Source organism: Carnobacterium sp. (assembly GCF_040274425.1).
This window is the reverse complement of record NZ_JBEMBC010000019.1, coordinates 24,076-37,028: the sequence shown is the minus strand read 5'-3', so window position 1 is coordinate 37,028 and position 12,953 is coordinate 24,076. Positions and strand designations below refer to the sequence as shown.

Annotated in this window: 26 protein-coding genes; 21 read left to right on the top strand and 5 right to left on the bottom strand. The window is 35.2% G+C overall.

The window, feature by feature from the left end:
• The coding region (locus ABS911_RS05865; protein ID WP_350466760.1) for a DNA-3-methyladenine glycosylase I at positions 1-141 on the top strand (141 nt) is incomplete at its 5' end.
• Between the two features lie 70 nt (positions 142-211).
• Here ABS911_RS05865 and ABS911_RS05860 read toward each other — a convergent pair.
• The 5 genes from ABS911_RS05860 to ABS911_RS05840 form a co-directional block, all read right to left on the bottom strand.
• Positions 212-1,351, bottom strand: a complete 1,140-nt coding sequence (locus ABS911_RS05860) for a tyrosine-type recombinase/integrase (RefSeq protein ID WP_350466759.1) — start codon at positions 1,349-1,351, stop codon at positions 212-214.
• 13 nt (positions 1,352-1,364) lie between these two features.
• Positions 1,365-1,697: a hypothetical protein gene (locus tag ABS911_RS05855; protein ID WP_350466758.1), complete on the bottom strand. Its 333-nt coding sequence runs from the start codon at positions 1,695-1,697 to the stop codon at positions 1,365-1,367.
• Between the two features lie 93 nt (positions 1,698-1,790).
• On the bottom strand, positions 1,791-2,384 hold the full coding sequence (locus ABS911_RS05850; protein WP_350466757.1) for a DUF5067 domain-containing protein: 594 nt from the start codon (positions 2,382-2,384) through the stop codon (positions 1,791-1,793).
• Positions 2,385-2,410: 26 nt separating this feature from the next.
• On the bottom strand, positions 2,411-2,842 hold the full coding sequence (locus tag ABS911_RS05845; RefSeq protein WP_350466756.1) for an ImmA/IrrE family metallo-endopeptidase: 432 nt from the start codon (positions 2,840-2,842) through the stop codon (positions 2,411-2,413).
• Positions 2,843-2,848: 6 nt separating this feature from the next.
• A complete protein-coding gene (locus ABS911_RS05840) occupies positions 2,849-3,211 on the bottom strand; it encodes a helix-turn-helix transcriptional regulator (protein ID WP_350466755.1) in 363 nt (120 codons plus the stop codon).
• Positions 3,212-3,376: 165 nt separating this feature from the next.
• Here ABS911_RS05840 and ABS911_RS05835 point away from each other — a divergent pair, with 165 nt between their 5' ends.
• The 20 genes from ABS911_RS05835 (at position 3,377) to ssb (ending at position 12,944) form a co-directional block, all read left to right on the top strand.
• Positions 3,377-3,583 (top strand): helix-turn-helix transcriptional regulator, encoded by a 207-nt coding sequence (locus ABS911_RS05835; RefSeq protein WP_350466754.1) that lies wholly within the window; start codon positions 3,377-3,379, stop codon positions 3,581-3,583.
• A 78-nt stretch (positions 3,584-3,661) separates the two neighbouring features.
• Complete coding sequence (locus ABS911_RS05830; RefSeq protein WP_350466753.1) at positions 3,662-3,850, top strand: helix-turn-helix domain-containing protein; 189 nt, start codon at positions 3,662-3,664, stop codon at positions 3,848-3,850.
• 388 nt (positions 3,851-4,238) lie between these two features.
• Positions 4,239-5,000: a phage antirepressor KilAC domain-containing protein gene (locus ABS911_RS05825; protein WP_350466752.1), complete on the top strand. Its 762-nt coding sequence runs from the start codon at positions 4,239-4,241 to the stop codon at positions 4,998-5,000.
• On the top strand, positions 4,997-5,518 hold the full coding sequence (locus ABS911_RS05820) for a hypothetical protein (protein ID WP_350466751.1): 522 nt from the start codon (positions 4,997-4,999) through the stop codon (positions 5,516-5,518). Before ABS911_RS05825 ends, ABS911_RS05820 begins: the two co-directional genes overlap by 4 nt.
• Positions 5,519-5,522: 4 nt before the next feature.
• Positions 5,523-5,759 (top strand): helix-turn-helix domain-containing protein, encoded by a 237-nt coding sequence (locus tag ABS911_RS05815; protein WP_350466750.1) that lies wholly within the window; start codon positions 5,523-5,525, stop codon positions 5,757-5,759.
• A 15-nt stretch (positions 5,760-5,774) separates the two neighbouring features.
• Complete coding sequence (locus ABS911_RS05810) at positions 5,775-5,903, top strand: hypothetical protein (protein WP_350466749.1); 129 nt, start codon at positions 5,775-5,777, stop codon at positions 5,901-5,903.
• Between the two features lie 91 nt (positions 5,904-5,994).
• Positions 5,995-6,201: a hypothetical protein gene (locus ABS911_RS05805; protein WP_350466748.1), complete on the top strand. Its 207-nt coding sequence runs from the start codon at positions 5,995-5,997 to the stop codon at positions 6,199-6,201.
• Positions 6,188-6,973: an ERF family protein gene (locus ABS911_RS05800; RefSeq protein WP_350466747.1), complete on the top strand. Its 786-nt coding sequence runs from the start codon at positions 6,188-6,190 to the stop codon at positions 6,971-6,973. The genes ABS911_RS05805 and ABS911_RS05800 overlap by 14 nt, the downstream gene beginning before the upstream one ends.
• Positions 6,973-7,884, top strand: a complete 912-nt coding sequence (locus ABS911_RS05795; RefSeq protein WP_350466746.1) for a DUF1351 domain-containing protein — start codon at positions 6,973-6,975, stop codon at positions 7,882-7,884. The genes ABS911_RS05800 and ABS911_RS05795 overlap by 1 nt, the downstream gene beginning before the upstream one ends.
• 11 nt (positions 7,885-7,895) lie before the next feature.
• A complete protein-coding gene (locus tag ABS911_RS05790) occupies positions 7,896-8,594 on the top strand; it encodes a putative HNHc nuclease (RefSeq protein ID WP_350466745.1) in 699 nt (232 codons plus the stop codon).
• Entirely contained in the window at positions 8,587-9,555 is a 969-nt protein-coding gene (locus tag ABS911_RS05785) for a phage replisome organizer N-terminal domain-containing protein (protein ID WP_350466744.1), read from the top strand. Before ABS911_RS05790 ends, ABS911_RS05785 begins: the two co-directional genes overlap by 8 nt.
• On the top strand, positions 9,556-9,813 hold the full coding sequence (locus ABS911_RS05780; protein ID WP_350466743.1) for a hypothetical protein: 258 nt from the start codon (positions 9,556-9,558) through the stop codon (positions 9,811-9,813).
• 189 nt (positions 9,814-10,002) lie between these two features.
• Positions 10,003-10,176 carry a hypothetical protein gene (locus ABS911_RS05775; RefSeq protein ID WP_350466742.1) on the top strand — a complete coding sequence of 58 codons (174 nt, stop codon included), beginning with the start codon at positions 10,003-10,005 and terminating at the stop codon, positions 10,174-10,176.
• Positions 10,173-10,724 (top strand): hypothetical protein, encoded by a 552-nt coding sequence (locus ABS911_RS05770; protein ID WP_350466741.1) that lies wholly within the window; start codon positions 10,173-10,175, stop codon positions 10,722-10,724. Before ABS911_RS05775 ends, ABS911_RS05770 begins: the two co-directional genes overlap by 4 nt.
• Positions 10,721-11,119 carry a hypothetical protein gene (locus ABS911_RS05765; RefSeq protein ID WP_350466740.1) on the top strand — a complete coding sequence of 133 codons (399 nt, stop codon included), beginning with the start codon at positions 10,721-10,723 and terminating at the stop codon, positions 11,117-11,119. Before ABS911_RS05770 ends, ABS911_RS05765 begins: the two co-directional genes overlap by 4 nt.
• Before the next feature lie 31 nt (positions 11,120-11,150).
• Complete coding sequence (locus tag ABS911_RS05760; protein WP_350466739.1) at positions 11,151-11,744, top strand: DUF1642 domain-containing protein; 594 nt, start codon at positions 11,151-11,153, stop codon at positions 11,742-11,744.
• 231 nt (positions 11,745-11,975) lie between these two features.
• A complete protein-coding gene (locus ABS911_RS05755) occupies positions 11,976-12,098 on the top strand; it encodes a hypothetical protein (protein WP_350466738.1) in 123 nt (40 codons plus the stop codon).
• A gap of 12 nt (positions 12,099-12,110) precedes the next feature.
• Positions 12,111-12,290 (top strand): hypothetical protein, encoded by a 180-nt coding sequence (locus ABS911_RS05750; RefSeq protein ID WP_350466737.1) that lies wholly within the window; start codon positions 12,111-12,113, stop codon positions 12,288-12,290.
• Between the two features lie 10 nt (positions 12,291-12,300).
• Positions 12,301-12,510, top strand: a complete 210-nt coding sequence (locus ABS911_RS05745; RefSeq protein ID WP_350466736.1) for a hypothetical protein — start codon at positions 12,301-12,303, stop codon at positions 12,508-12,510.
• Positions 12,507-12,944 (top strand): single-stranded DNA-binding protein, encoded by a 438-nt coding sequence (gene ssb, locus ABS911_RS05740; protein ID WP_350466735.1) that lies wholly within the window; start codon positions 12,507-12,509, stop codon positions 12,942-12,944. Before ABS911_RS05745 ends, ssb begins: the two co-directional genes overlap by 4 nt.
• Positions 12,945-12,953: the final 9 nt, after the last annotated feature.

Below are 12,953 nucleotides of genomic sequence, written 5' to 3'. Positions count from 1 at the left end.
GCAAAAACAGAATTATCCCTAAAGATGTCTAAAGATATGAAGAAAAGAGGGTTTTCATTTGTCGGACCAGTAACATGTTATGCGTTCATGGAAGCTGCTGGGTTAATTAACGATCATACCAACGATTGTTCGTTTAAATAAAGAATATAATTAAAATTTTCCTACCATCTTCCTACCAAAATAATATTTAGGGTATTTTGGTAGGATTTTTTTAGTTATTTTTCATTAAACTTTCAAATATATCCACAGTCTCTTTTTTAGTTTTTACTGTCAAGTGAGAATAGGTATCCATAGTAGTAGCTATTCTGGAATGACCTAACCGTTCTTGAATAGCTTTATCTTTTGCGCCATTCTCTAGGAGTAAAGTGGCGTGTGTGTGTCTGAAAGAGTGAAAGCTAAAATCTACCCCTGTTTCTCTCTTTGCAAGGTTACAGTGCCATTTTACGCCATTAGGTGTTATTGGATCACCATTTTCTTTAGTACAAACAAAATTAGTATCTTCATAATGTTGGCCATAAAATAATTTATTTTTCATTTGCTCTTTGCGGTGAGTTCTTAATAATTTTAGTAGTGAATCACCAATACCTATAGTACGGTAAGAACTCTGGGTTTTCGGAGTTCCTAAAAAGTAGTCTGTCTTTTCCATAATCATAGTTTTTTCAATCGTTAGCGTACCTTCGTCAAAATCAACATCATTCCAAGTTAATCCGCAAACTTCACCGCGCCTCATACCAGTTTGGAAAGCAATCATCATTGGTACATGGAAAGGATGGCCTTCGGGATAAAAAGCAAGTAGTTTGTCAAAATCTTCAAGAGTAATTACTTTTAAGGCATCTTTAGTTTTTTTGTTTCTTTGGTCATAAAAAGGCATTTCAATATATTTAACCGGACTTTCTTTAATTAGTTTGTAAGGGTAGACCGCTTTTTTAAATGCACCACTTAAAACTGATCTTGTAATTTCGAGCGTTCTTTTCGAGAAACCTTTTTCAAATTCGGAATCTATTAGTTTTTGAATAGAAGCTGGATCAATTGATTTTAGTTTATAAATTCCAATGTAAGGGAGTATATGGTTGTCAATTATCATGCGGTAGTTTTCTTGAGTATTATATTTTAAGTTCTTCATAACGTATTGTTCGTACCAGTAATTAAAATAATCGTGTACGGACATATCGCTAAAATCAAACGTCTTTCCAGATTGATCAAATTCATTTAAAGCTTTTCTAAGTGAATCTAACGCCTCTGATTTTGTATATCCTCCAAAACGCTCGTGTCGCGTTCTCTTTCCGTTAATCTTGGCGCCTTCAAATGAGTAGTACCAAGATTTCCCTTTTTTTCTAACAGATCCTTTCATAATAAATTACCTCCTAGTCATCATGGTTCTGTCTAGTCTTTGCATCTTCATAAGTTAATTTGACGTGAAGCTGCTGCTTTTCATCGTTCTTCCAGAAGTCTGAAAGGTGAGACAAATTAACATCTGGAAAAATCATACCAACATCTTGTAATTGCTCCCAAACTTCCTCGCTAATGTCTTTGTCGTCGTATCTGGATAAAGAGAGGTGGATGTAGTCTTTGAAGTAGTAAACGAACAAACTATACTCCATATCGATATCCATAGAGCGCACACGCACCGAACCAGTATTAACCGTAGCTTGACGACAGAAATCCGATTCTAGTGTAGATAAATCTTTAATTATCATGTTATTTCCTCCAATAATCGTAGTTTGAACCTTTGAAATACGAATGTATGTTCTTTTTTGATTAAAAAGAAAAGGCCGTTAAGCCTAAACTTTTTATTTTGTTTCGTAAATTTTAGTTCCTAATTCTTCTCCTGCAATACCTTGAGTAGCTGTTAGTGTAATTGGATCTCCATCGTATTTAATATCGTATGATATAACTGACTCAACAGTTGCTCCAGGTTTTACATCAGTAAAGGCCATTTCATTCATAGCTGTATATTTTTCATCTTGCGGTGACATTCCGACATCTAATGCGTCTACTGTTACTTCTGTTTCTTGTGATGCGTTAAAGCAAGCAATGAAAGTCATACCTGGTTGCATAAGTTCCTCACTATCGTTTGTAAATTCATAAGTAATTACTAATTGAGAAGCTTCGTTAAATTCATTTGGTGGTGTAATTTCAGTACCAGTTAGCTTAACTGTAGCCATATCAATTTTTAATGTATCGTTTTCGAAATAAACATCTTTGCTTTTTGCAGCTGATTCAGAAGTCTTGCTTGAATCTAACGCACTTGAAGCAATCTCGCTTGATTCTACTGCAGTTGAAACAGTTTCCGTTGCATTACCCTCAGCCTTTTCCTCATTTCCACATGCTCCTAATACCAAACCGCAAACTCCTAATGCTACTAATAATTTAACTTTTTTCATATGTATCTCCTCCTAGTGTTTTTTTATTAATCAATATATATTTCTAAAATATCTTTAGGTATACCGTATAGATTGTAGAGTTCATCGTATGAGCTAGGGTATAAACCATATTCTTCAACGTATCTATTTGTTAGCAAGTTAACCGCAAATTTATTAGCTTCATTTTCTAGCTTTCCTCTTGAAAAAGAGTTTTGTATGTAATAACCCGACAACTCTGAATGCATTAATGCGTGGTAAAGTTCGTGAGCCATTACAAAGTATCTCTCGTTGCTATCTGCCAATTCATGATTGATTAAAATTATTTTTTGATCGTGAATAACAACGTATTGTCCTGAAGGGCTTTTTAAAAAAGATTCATACCTAATTTCTATATCGCAACTTTCAGCAATTTCAAAAGGATCTAAAGTATTGTATTTAGTATAAATATTTTTTATTGAATTGTTAAAAAGGTTTGTCATATAAAATCACTTCTTTTTAATTTTTTCTAATTTTTCCCAGAAGATGCCGGTAAGTATATCTTTAACTCGTTGTTTTTCTTCTTCTGTCAAATTTTCTCCACCGTAAGCCATATTAACGTTTGAATCTAACATCTTATATAAATCAACTACATCATCATCAGAAGCCCAATTCGGAACATCGTTACCTAATAAATAATCAGTAGATACTTCAAAATAATCAGCTATATTTTTTGCTGTTTCGTAAGAAGGTTGTCTTTCGCCTCTTTCCCAACTACCTATAGTTTTATAAGAAACGTTCATTATTTTACCTAATTCAGCTTGAGTTAATTTGTTTCTTTTTCTCAATTCTTTTAATCTTTGAGGGAACATACCACCACTCCTTAACGTTGATGTTACTACTAAAAGTAGCTAAATGAAATTAAATAATAAAAAAATACACAAAAAGTAGTTTATTTAGTTGACAAGCTACTTAGAGTAGTATAATATACTGTGTATAGGAGCTACATAGAGTAGCGAAATGGAGGAGGTGAGAAAATGACTCTCATTAAAGAATTAAGAAGTAAGGAAAACATTTCTCAAATAGATCTTGCTAGAAAACTTGAAATTTCTTCTAAAACATTAGGATCTTGGGAACGTGGATACAGAACTCCTAGGCCAAAAGATATGCAACGTTTAGAAGATTACTTTGGTGTTCCGAAAGAAGAAATTTTTTTTGAAGCATTTTGCTACTCTAAGCAGTAATATCTTATTCGCTAAGCTAATTATATAACATATCCAATCGTATCAAAATGCAGGTTAATACGGAAAAGAGGAACGTATGTGGAGTATCTAAAAAAAATTAGGTTAGAAAAAAATTTAAAACAAAAAGAAATGGCGAAGTTGATAAACGTTTCAATTTCAGCATATACAAAAATTGAATCAGGACATTTATCTCCAAGTTTCAATTTTATAAAAAAGTTTAAAATAACCTTTCCGGAGGCGGACGCGAATGAGTTCTTTAAAAATTAAAAACACACCTTGTCTGGTACACAAGGTGTGCTACGGAAATTTTTAAGGTCTCATATTGGTACCAGCAATATCCAATACTTTACTGGTATCGTCACCAGCGCTGCTAATAAAATAAACACTACTAAAGCAATCTAGACATTGTTTGAACACGAAATTAATCCCATTCAAGCGTATCTGCCGTTTAACGTCCCGTGTGACGAAGGGCTGCAACTGCAACAGCCAATTTTGATTTTAGCACCATCTATTGAGACACAGCGTCACTCAAAAGTTTTGTCATTAGACATCACTCTCCTCTTGTTAAAGAAATAGTAACAAAATTTATTATATACGAATTTCATAATTTGTGAAAGTGAAGAAATGAAAAAACACTAGAAAGAAGGAAAATAACATGTCCAATATAAAAATATTTAATTTTGAACAACAAAATGTAAGAACACAAATCATTAACGATGAGCCTTGGTTTGTTGGGAAAGATGTTGCTGAAATTTTAGGGTATTCAGAAACGAACGCTATGACAAGGAGGCTTGAAGAAGAAGATTTCATATCCACCAAATTGTCGGGTATGAATATGAATTCCTTATTAATTAATGAATCTGGTTTATATACAGCCGTAATAGGAAGTAAACTTCCTTCTGCTAAAAAATTTAAGCGATGGGTTACTACGGAAGTTTTGCCAACAATTAGAAAACACGGAGCTTACATGACACCAGAAAAAATCGAACAAGTTCTTTTAAATCCAGACACAATCATCCAACTAGCAACTAATTTGAAAGATGAACAACAAAAACGTTTAGTGGCAGAAGCAAAAATTGAAGCTCAAAAACCAAAAGTAGTCTTTGCAGAAGCTGTAGAAGTATCTCAAAACAGTGTTGCTGTAAAAATATTAGCTACCGTATTAAAACAAAATGGTATTGATATCGGTCAAAACAGAATGTTCCAGTGGTTAAGAGATAACAAATATATTTCTTCTAGACCGGGTGGATCTTGGAATATGCCTACGCAAAAATCAATGGACCAAGGATTGTTCGAGTTAAAACCAAACACCTATTTCAATAATGGCATTTCTGAAACGAAATATACACCATTAGTTACAGGAAAAGGACAAATCTATTTTATAAATAAATTCAAATCACAAGGAGTTTTACAATGACATCTATGAACGTAAGCGCAGAATTAAAACAAGCAGCAGAAAGACAGAATGTAACTCAATTATCACTAGCTAGAAAGACTTTTAAGGCACACACAACAGTGAGTGGCTACTTCAATAAAGAGGAAACGCCATTAGATGCAATACAAGACCTATCTAGCGTATTGCAAGATTCAATATTCGCACAACAAATGGCCCACAAAACTTATGGCACTCTGCCAGTTATGGAATCAGAAACGTATCACGAAACACCGCATGCCTTAGAGTTGTTGCAGGAAAAGGAAGCAAACGAGCGCAAGGCACGTAAAAACGACGCTCTTATGATTCTTTGCAAGCAAGACAGGTATTTAACTGAACAAGATAAAGCGGAGCTTAGAGCTTATGTAAATGAGTTTTTAGATGAAATGTTAATCGAAATGAAACTGGTTTTATCTATCCTCGACAAAGTAGGCGTTTCGTTCATGCAAGCCGTTAAAGATAGAACACCTTATTGGATCGTACAAAATTATTTAAGGAGATGACGGTATGAAAGTTGAAATCAAACCGCTTGAAAAGGTTAGTTTCACAGTTAAAGAAACAGCGAAGATTATGAGCACAGGAACGGATACAATCTATGCGTTAATCAGCTCAGGTGATTTGAGATGCATGAAGCTTCCAACAAAAACAATACCAGGTTTTGAGATTGAGAGGTTTATGAGAAAAGCTTTAGAGGACCAAATTAACTATACAGATATTTTGAAAAGACAAACTGTAGCATATTAGAAAGGGTTGATAGATATGAAGTTAATCATTACTGAGGAGTTTAAGGAAAAAGCAAAGAACGTTGTCGCTGGTGTGTTGATTATCGGATTCATTGTTTTATTGGCTGGTATTGCTGGCGGAATCGAGATGGGAACCATTGGTTAGGCACAAAAAAAGACTGAAAGGACGGCTATCCAATCAGTCAGTTGAGAAATAAAAGTTAACCCTATTATATCAGTATTTAGGAGGAAAGTCTATGCCAGTAGAAGTTAGGACAGACAAGATTAAAGATAAGCACGGTGCTTGTTTAGAGGTCGAAGAATACACTCACAAAGGTGAAGAACGTGTACAGATATCAACTGCAGGTTTTGAGAACGAAACAGAAATAGTTGATTTGAGTAAAAATGATTGGATTGAGTTTCTGAAAGAACAAATAGGAGGAACATGCGATGAAAACAAGTGAGAACATTGAAAAAATAGCCTTAGCTTTAGCAAATTTTCAAAAGGTTGTTGGTAGTCCTAAAAAAAGCGCTGAAAATCCAGCATTTAAACGCGAAGGTAAAACTCTTAAATACGCTGATTTAGATGCCATTATCAAAGTTATAACACCAGCACTAAGCGAAAACGGATTATCACAAATGCAATTTACTAGTTCTGATATTGAAACGAAAACGGTCACTGTTAACACAATGTTACTACACAGTTCTGGACAGTTCATGACAAGTGATGATCTAATCCTACCAGCTGAAAATTTTGGGAAATTCAATGCTCAAACAATTGGTTCATCTATCACCTATGGCAGACGTTATAGCTTATCAGCAATGTTAGGAATCGCCAGTGAAGATGATGACGATGCCAATACACAAAGCTTGGCAGATAACAAAAACGGTAAAGAAGCACCTAATAATAAGCCTCAACCAACGAACAGCGATAATGATTTCTTTAAAAATAAAAAAGAAGTTGAGGATCGCATTCGTGCAGTAGCTAAACAAACAGGTAGTACGTTTGAAGCGCTTAAAAAATACGTTATAGACAAGTCTAACGAACAAATGCATAAAGAGTTCAAGGATTTCAATTCAAGCAACCTACCGTCTTCAATGGGGTATGTGAAGGTATTGGAAACCAAAGCAAACAATCAACCAGAAGTGAACAACAAACCAGAAGCAAAACAAGGCGCAATATTAGACGGTATGACTAGTCAGCCGACACAAACAGTTGAATGGGGGAGCAAATAATGGCAAATGAATTAATGGAAACAGGTGAAGTTGAATTTTTCGGAGTTGACTTCACTCCTTCTAAAATTGTAATCAACAACGAAGATGAGTTAACTAAAACGATTGAGGACTATGCAGCTAAGTATAAAGGTTTGGTCGTTAACGAAGAAGATGTGAACGACGCTAAAAAGGTACGTGCAGAAATGCGTGGTGTCGCTAAATCGCTAGATGATAAACGTAAAGAGGTTAAGAAAGAATACAACAAGCCTTTAGCACTATTCGAGAAACGAATTAAGAAGTTAACTGAAACAATTCAAGAAGTAATTACTCCAATTGACGAAGGAATCAAGAACTTAGAAGAACGCGAAAGATTATCTAAGCAAAAAGAAATTGAAACACAGGTAACTATATTGTTAGAAGAACAATCTGATTATATTAAAGAATCATTTTTGCACAATCCGAAATGGTTAAATAAGACGGTTGCGATGAAAAAAGTTGCAGAAGAAGTTGCAGAACAAATTAAATTGCTGCAGAAAGAAGAACAACAAATCAAAGCAAACGAGGACATCATCACCAACTATTGCAAAGCAGTCAAAGTTGAGCCACAAGGTTGGTTGTCCGTATTAAAAAATGGCAACACAGCACCAGAAGTTATGAAGATGATTGATAAGTCATTAGCGGATGCAAAAGAGCGTGAGCAAGCTGAAATTGACCGTAAGCAACGTGAAGAAGAGTTGGCAAGAATCAAACAAGATAGCTACGTTGAGTTAAGTGTAGAGAATATACAAGAAACACCTTACGAACCAGATTTCACCGATTTAGAAGAACCAGAAGTACAAACGTATCATTTGGAAGTTACTGGAACAATAGATCAGTTAAGTGCATTAAACAGCTTCATGGTGGACAACGGAATAAAGGTTAAATCAGTTTAGGAAGTGAGCAAATGGAATTTGTCGGAAAGCTAGAATCGTATTCTGGTAACAAGATGATAATCGACATCCCGAACGGTTTTGATATGGATGAAATCGTTCGGAAAAGTAAGCAAGGTGAGTTAGTTGTTGATTTCTACGAGAAAGACACGATAACAGACTTGCAGCGCAAACATTATTGGGCACTAGTTGGAGATATTGAAGAGTATACAGGCTACACAGCAGACGTAGTTGATTCATATTTAAGAGTTCAGTTTATGAAGCTAATCAACTTAGAAGAGTATCCAAGCTTGAAACGTAACCAGATGAAAAAAACGGTCGCTAGTGAGCTTTTAGAACACGTTATCGACTTATGTATCACCAATGATATTCCATTCCGCAAACAGCAGTTTTACTTGACGATTAACACTAGCAAAATGTTATACGCATTGACACTAAAAAGGCTTTGTTGGGTTTGCGGCAAACCAAATTCAGAAATCATGCACGTAGAGGCCGTTGGTAGTGGTAGAGATAGAAAACAAATTGACCACTCTAAACATCATTTCATGTGCGGTTGCCGTGAACATCATTCGGAGCAGCATAACATCGGGATTGATAGTTACATGATTAAGTACCATTTCAAACCTATCAAATTGAATTATGAGGATCTAATCAAATTAGGATTAATGAACAAAAAAAGAGTTGAAGAACTGGAGGCAATCGAAATTGGCTGACAACAAGAAATATTACTATATCAAATTAAAAGAAAACTTCTTTGAAACAGAGGAAATGATCGTTTTAGAAAGCATGCCAGACGGTTACAAGTATTCAAATATATTGCTAAAAATGTACCTAAAAAGCTTAAAGCACGACGGTAAGGTGATGTTAAACGAACGTATACCTTACAACTCCGATATGTTGGCAAGTGTTACTAGACACAGCGTTGGTGATGTTGAGAAATCGATTAAGATTTTTAGAGAATTAGGCTTAATAGAAACATTCGATAATGGAACAATCTTTATTTCTGATATACAAACATTTATTGGTAAATCCAGTACAGAAGCAGAACGTAAAAAGCAGTATAGAGAACGTATAAAAGCTGAAAATTTAGCACTTGGACAAATGTCCGGACAAACGTCGGACGTTAGTACACCAGAGATAGAGTTAGAGAAAGAGATAGAGTTAGATATAGAGCTAGAGAAAGAGATAGATAATACAGTTAGCTATTCAAATAAAAGAAATCAGCAACTAATAAAAGAGTTAAAAGAATCGTCGTCGTCAAATTTATTCAAATTTTATGAAGATAACGGTTTTGGAACCCTGTCATCTATTGTTGTTCAATCAGTAGATGGTTGGTTGGATGATATTACAGATACAGGAACTGAAGTTGAAGAAGCTGAGAAAGTCGTGTTAAAAGCAATGACTATTGCAGTATTCAATAACGCTAGAAACTGGAACTACGTTAATAAGATCCTGATTAATTGGGAGCAAAAAGGATTGAATACAGTCGCTAGCATAGACGCTTCTGAAAAAGCACGTGAAAAGAATAAAAATAAAGGGTTTAAACAGCAACCAATTAGAAAAGAAACGTTACCAGATTGGGCTAAAAGTGATTACAAAGAGCCAAAAAAAGAAACAAGTAGTTGGACAGCAGATAAAGAAGCGGAATTCCAAAAACTAGCTAGAGGTGAGTAAATGAATAATTGGGCCAAGAGTATTATGTCTTATCCATTACCAGACAGATTCCCGAATAGTTACATTGAAGTGATCAAAGATGAAGTTAGAGATCATGTTGAAAATGGCGGGAAAGTTACAGACGAAAGAACGTCAAAATTATTTTTGAAACTATGCAGATTTGTAGATACTTTTCTCCACCAAGATATTGATTGGACGAAACAACCTAACGACTACTTAGAAGAAATTAGAGGTGTGAGCTATGACAATTATTCTTGAGGAACGCAAATTCATTTGGGAAGACGCGGAGCTGAGAGAGTTTCGTGAAATGTGGGAGCAAGGCGATAGCGTGAATAAGATGGCTAATCGGTTTAGATGTAAGGAGATTGATATTGCGATGGTGGTATTGGATCAAGCGGAGAAAAAGCTGATTAGGTCGAGACCTGCAGGATTGATCGGAGGAAGATTATGACCACAGTAAAAGTCAAACTAACCGAAGATTACGAAACAACGATCATGAAGCTTATCACAACACAATTGAATCTGGCTGACATAGTTGGACCAGAACAGAAGAAGGAAGTTTTGAAGGAATTAGGATATTTAGGGATAACGGTAGTTGATAAGGGGGAGAAGGAAAAGTGAACAGAAAGCGTAAAGAAAGACTTTCTCAACAAGTAAGAGACAAGATATTCATGAAACAGTTAGGCAAGGAATTAAGAGAACAAGATAACGATGGTCAAGCGTATCCTAGATATTGGTCAATTATGGATTATAAGTGGGTAGAGGATACAGTCAATCCTGAAAGAACAGTTGTATATGATGCTGACGCTGCAGCCGTCGGTGAAATTTCAGAATATGTAAAAACATTTTTAGAAGACTTAGACGAAGATGAATTATTAGAAAAAGCTGAATGGATTGAGTCTTTATATTTGAATTTAGAACTTAATGACTTTGAAGATGTTAAGAATATTTTACAAGATGAGTTTGGTGCAGGAGATTTGTATTTATATGAGGAATCCTTAAAAGATTTCATTGTTCCTAATTCCATGTTTTTAACTAAAGAAGAAGCTAAGCAACATTTAAAAAGCAACCATTATCATTATCACAAAGATGCTCATACCTATGCAATGACAGCTTGGAGAGCGCCAAAAGTAGAACGTCTATTAAGAATACTGGAGGAAAACAAATGAAAAAACTACTAAAAGCAACACTCATCACATTAATTGCAGTATTCGCATTACTTGGAGCAAGCGTGACAGCTCTTGCTGCCTCTGGATATGTAAATTGGAACGGCTCAACAGCTTATCAAAACATTTTAATCACGCTAGAGCAAATTACTACTCGTGGACAAGAGTTGAAAACTGAACGTGACAATAGCAATCGCAGCAATGAACAGTTGGTTAACCAGATTAAGGACAAGGACAATACAATCAACGCTAAAACGCAAGAAAACGAAGCCCTGAAGAAAGAGAATGACAAGTTAAAGGAAACATTTACCAACGAAGCAAACAAGCTTAAACAGGCTGAAATTGACATGTTAGACGTAGACCAGAAATCTAAAGATGTGCTGAATAAATTGAGATAGACGGATTGCTATTGAATTGGAGGAAGAATAGATGAAGAAGGATAAAAAGTGGTTGGAAAGTGTAATCATAAAAGAACTGATGACTAATAGCGGTAACCCTGACATGACCACTTACGAACAAGGAAGAGTATCAGTACTAAAATACTATTTAAACTTAATCGACCAACTAGAAGAACCAGAAAAAGTGGTTGTTTCCAAAATGGAAAAAGTTGTTATTCCGCAGTTTGTTGCTGATGTTCTGAAAGAGTATAAAGATAACAAATATAAAACGTTGTACGGATTGTTCTTTGATGTTGAACGAGAAATGATCACAGGTGAATTTGGAGATTGGTTTGTAACTGATGGTAACTATGAAGTGTTTTGCAGAGCATGGCTTGACGGTTACACGATTGAGAAAGAGACTATGCATTATGTGATTTTTTTAGAGAGTGAAGATAAAGAAAAAGGACAAGCATTGTACAAGGATTTCAATTTTAATGGCGATAAAGTAGTAAGTACACATATTGAACCTTTTAGTAAAAGAATCGCTTTAGAAGCTGGTAACTTTCATTTCACAGAACAAGAAATAAAAGCAATTGACGAACGGTATTGGGCATTCAGGGAAGAGGTAAACGAAAATGTATAACGAAAAACTCCACTTCTACCGTTGCACAGACCCGAAAAACGCACCACCTTACGCATTCTATGACTACAGTAATGGTTTAGTCGGATATCACCACAAACTAGCTGAGCCAGTCGCTAAATTTGCAGGAGCCTACTATCTAGGATTTATGACTGAGAAGGAAGTGTTGAACCGTCCGAAAGTTGGGAGACGACCAGTTAAGGCAGCTAAGAGACGTTAGGGGGATGAGAAGAAATGGATGATATAGAACTAGGATATGTATTTATGCGGTATCAAGAGGCTTTCAAGATTGCGATAGAATCTGGATTGAATGAAGATAGAGCGCATGATTTCGCAATTGCTTTTATACAACAATAAGGAGGACTAACCATGAAACTATCAACCGAACAAAAAGCTGATAATGTTGAAGATTACGATTTAAGTAAGGTTAAGAACCCCGAATTAGTAAGTTTTATGAATGACTTGCTGAAAGTGAATGAGCGGATAAAGATGGAGGAATCAGTGAAAGACATAGCATCGCATTATGGCGGAACTAATCCGAATGACTAGGAGTGGAGAAATGAAACTAACAGTAGATTTAAATAAAATAGAAAATAAAGTATTAAATATTGTTGAAATTGCTGACGAAGATATCAAAGAAGCATTGAAAGAGTCTTTAGAAGAAATGAATACAGAAGAAATGGTAACTGCGTTTGAGGACAATCTAGCTTTAGGTTTAGTTCAAGGGTTAATGAAAACTTACAGTAAGGATGTGAAATTTAAAAAATGATAAACAATATTGTACTTACAGGACGACTAACAAAAGATGCTGATTTAAGATATACACCAGCAGGCAAAGCAGTAGCAACATTCAATCTGGCAGTTAATAGACAGTTTACAAATGCAAAAGGAGAACATGACGCAGATTTTCCTAATATTGTTATATGGGGCAAGTCAGCAGAAACATTAGCTAACTTCACTCGCAAAGGAACGTTGATAGGCATTACAGGACGAATACAAACACGTTCATACGATAATCAGCAAGGTCAGCGAGTATATGTAACAGAAGTAGTTGCTGAAAGTTTTACCTTCTTAGAGAAGAAAGCAGATAGTGGACAATCGACTAACTCAACTCCAAGTCAATCAAATTATGAACATAGAGATCCATTTGATAAGAGCAACGGTCAATCAATTGATATTCAAGATGATGATTTACCATTCTAAGGAGCTGAC

Coding starts and splice junctions, on each gene's coding strand:
- ABS911_RS05855 (WP_350466758.1), bottom strand. CDS start 1,697: ATGATAATTAAAGATTTATCTACACTAGAATCGGATTTCTGTCGTCAA.
- ABS911_RS05755 (WP_350466738.1), top strand. CDS start 11,976: ATGGATGATATAGAACTAGGATATGTATTTATGCGGTATCAAGAGGCT.
- ABS911_RS05805 (WP_350466748.1), top strand. CDS start 5,995: ATGCCAGTAGAAGTTAGGACAGACAAGATTAAAGATAAGCACGGTGCT.
- ABS911_RS05835 (WP_350466754.1), top strand. CDS start 3,377: ATGACTCTCATTAAAGAATTAAGAAGTAAGGAAAACATTTCTCAAATA.
- ABS911_RS05850 (WP_350466757.1), bottom strand. CDS start 2,384: ATGAAAAAAGTTAAATTATTAGTAGCATTAGGAGTTTGCGGTTTGGTA.
- ABS911_RS05825 (WP_350466752.1), top strand. CDS start 4,239: ATGTCCAATATAAAAATATTTAATTTTGAACAACAAAATGTAAGAACA.
- ABS911_RS05780 (WP_350466743.1), top strand. CDS start 9,556: ATGAATAATTGGGCCAAGAGTATTATGTCTTATCCATTACCAGACAGA.
- ABS911_RS05790 (WP_350466745.1), top strand. CDS start 7,896: ATGGAATTTGTCGGAAAGCTAGAATCGTATTCTGGTAACAAGATGATA.
- ABS911_RS05860 (WP_350466759.1), bottom strand. CDS start 1,351: ATGAAAGGATCTGTTAGAAAAAAAGGGAAATCTTGGTACTACTCATTT.
- ABS911_RS05810 (WP_350466749.1), top strand. CDS start 5,775: ATGAAGTTAATCATTACTGAGGAGTTTAAGGAAAAAGCAAAGAACGTT.
- ABS911_RS05795 (WP_350466746.1), top strand. CDS start 6,973: ATGGCAAATGAATTAATGGAAACAGGTGAAGTTGAATTTTTCGGAGTT.
- ABS911_RS05765 (WP_350466740.1), top strand. CDS start 10,721: ATGAAAAAACTACTAAAAGCAACACTCATCACATTAATTGCAGTATTC.
- ABS911_RS05745 (WP_350466736.1), top strand. CDS start 12,301: ATGAAACTAACAGTAGATTTAAATAAAATAGAAAATAAAGTATTAAAT.
- ssb (WP_350466735.1), top strand. CDS start 12,507: ATGATAAACAATATTGTACTTACAGGACGACTAACAAAAGATGCTGAT.
- ABS911_RS05845 (WP_350466756.1), bottom strand. CDS start 2,842: ATGACAAACCTTTTTAACAATTCAATAAAAAATATTTATACTAAATAC.
- ABS911_RS05820 (WP_350466751.1), top strand. CDS start 4,997: ATGACATCTATGAACGTAAGCGCAGAATTAAAACAAGCAGCAGAAAGA.
- ABS911_RS05840 (WP_350466755.1), bottom strand. CDS start 3,211: ATGTTCCCTCAAAGATTAAAAGAATTGAGAAAAAGAAACAAATTAACT.
- ABS911_RS05760 (WP_350466739.1), top strand. CDS start 11,151: ATGAAGAAGGATAAAAAGTGGTTGGAAAGTGTAATCATAAAAGAACTG.
- ABS911_RS05775 (WP_350466742.1), top strand. CDS start 10,003: ATGACCACAGTAAAAGTCAAACTAACCGAAGATTACGAAACAACGATC.
- ABS911_RS05800 (WP_350466747.1), top strand. CDS start 6,188: ATGAAAACAAGTGAGAACATTGAAAAAATAGCCTTAGCTTTAGCAAAT.
- ABS911_RS05750 (WP_350466737.1), top strand. CDS start 12,111: ATGAAACTATCAACCGAACAAAAAGCTGATAATGTTGAAGATTACGAT.
- ABS911_RS05815 (WP_350466750.1), top strand. CDS start 5,523: ATGAAAGTTGAAATCAAACCGCTTGAAAAGGTTAGTTTCACAGTTAAA.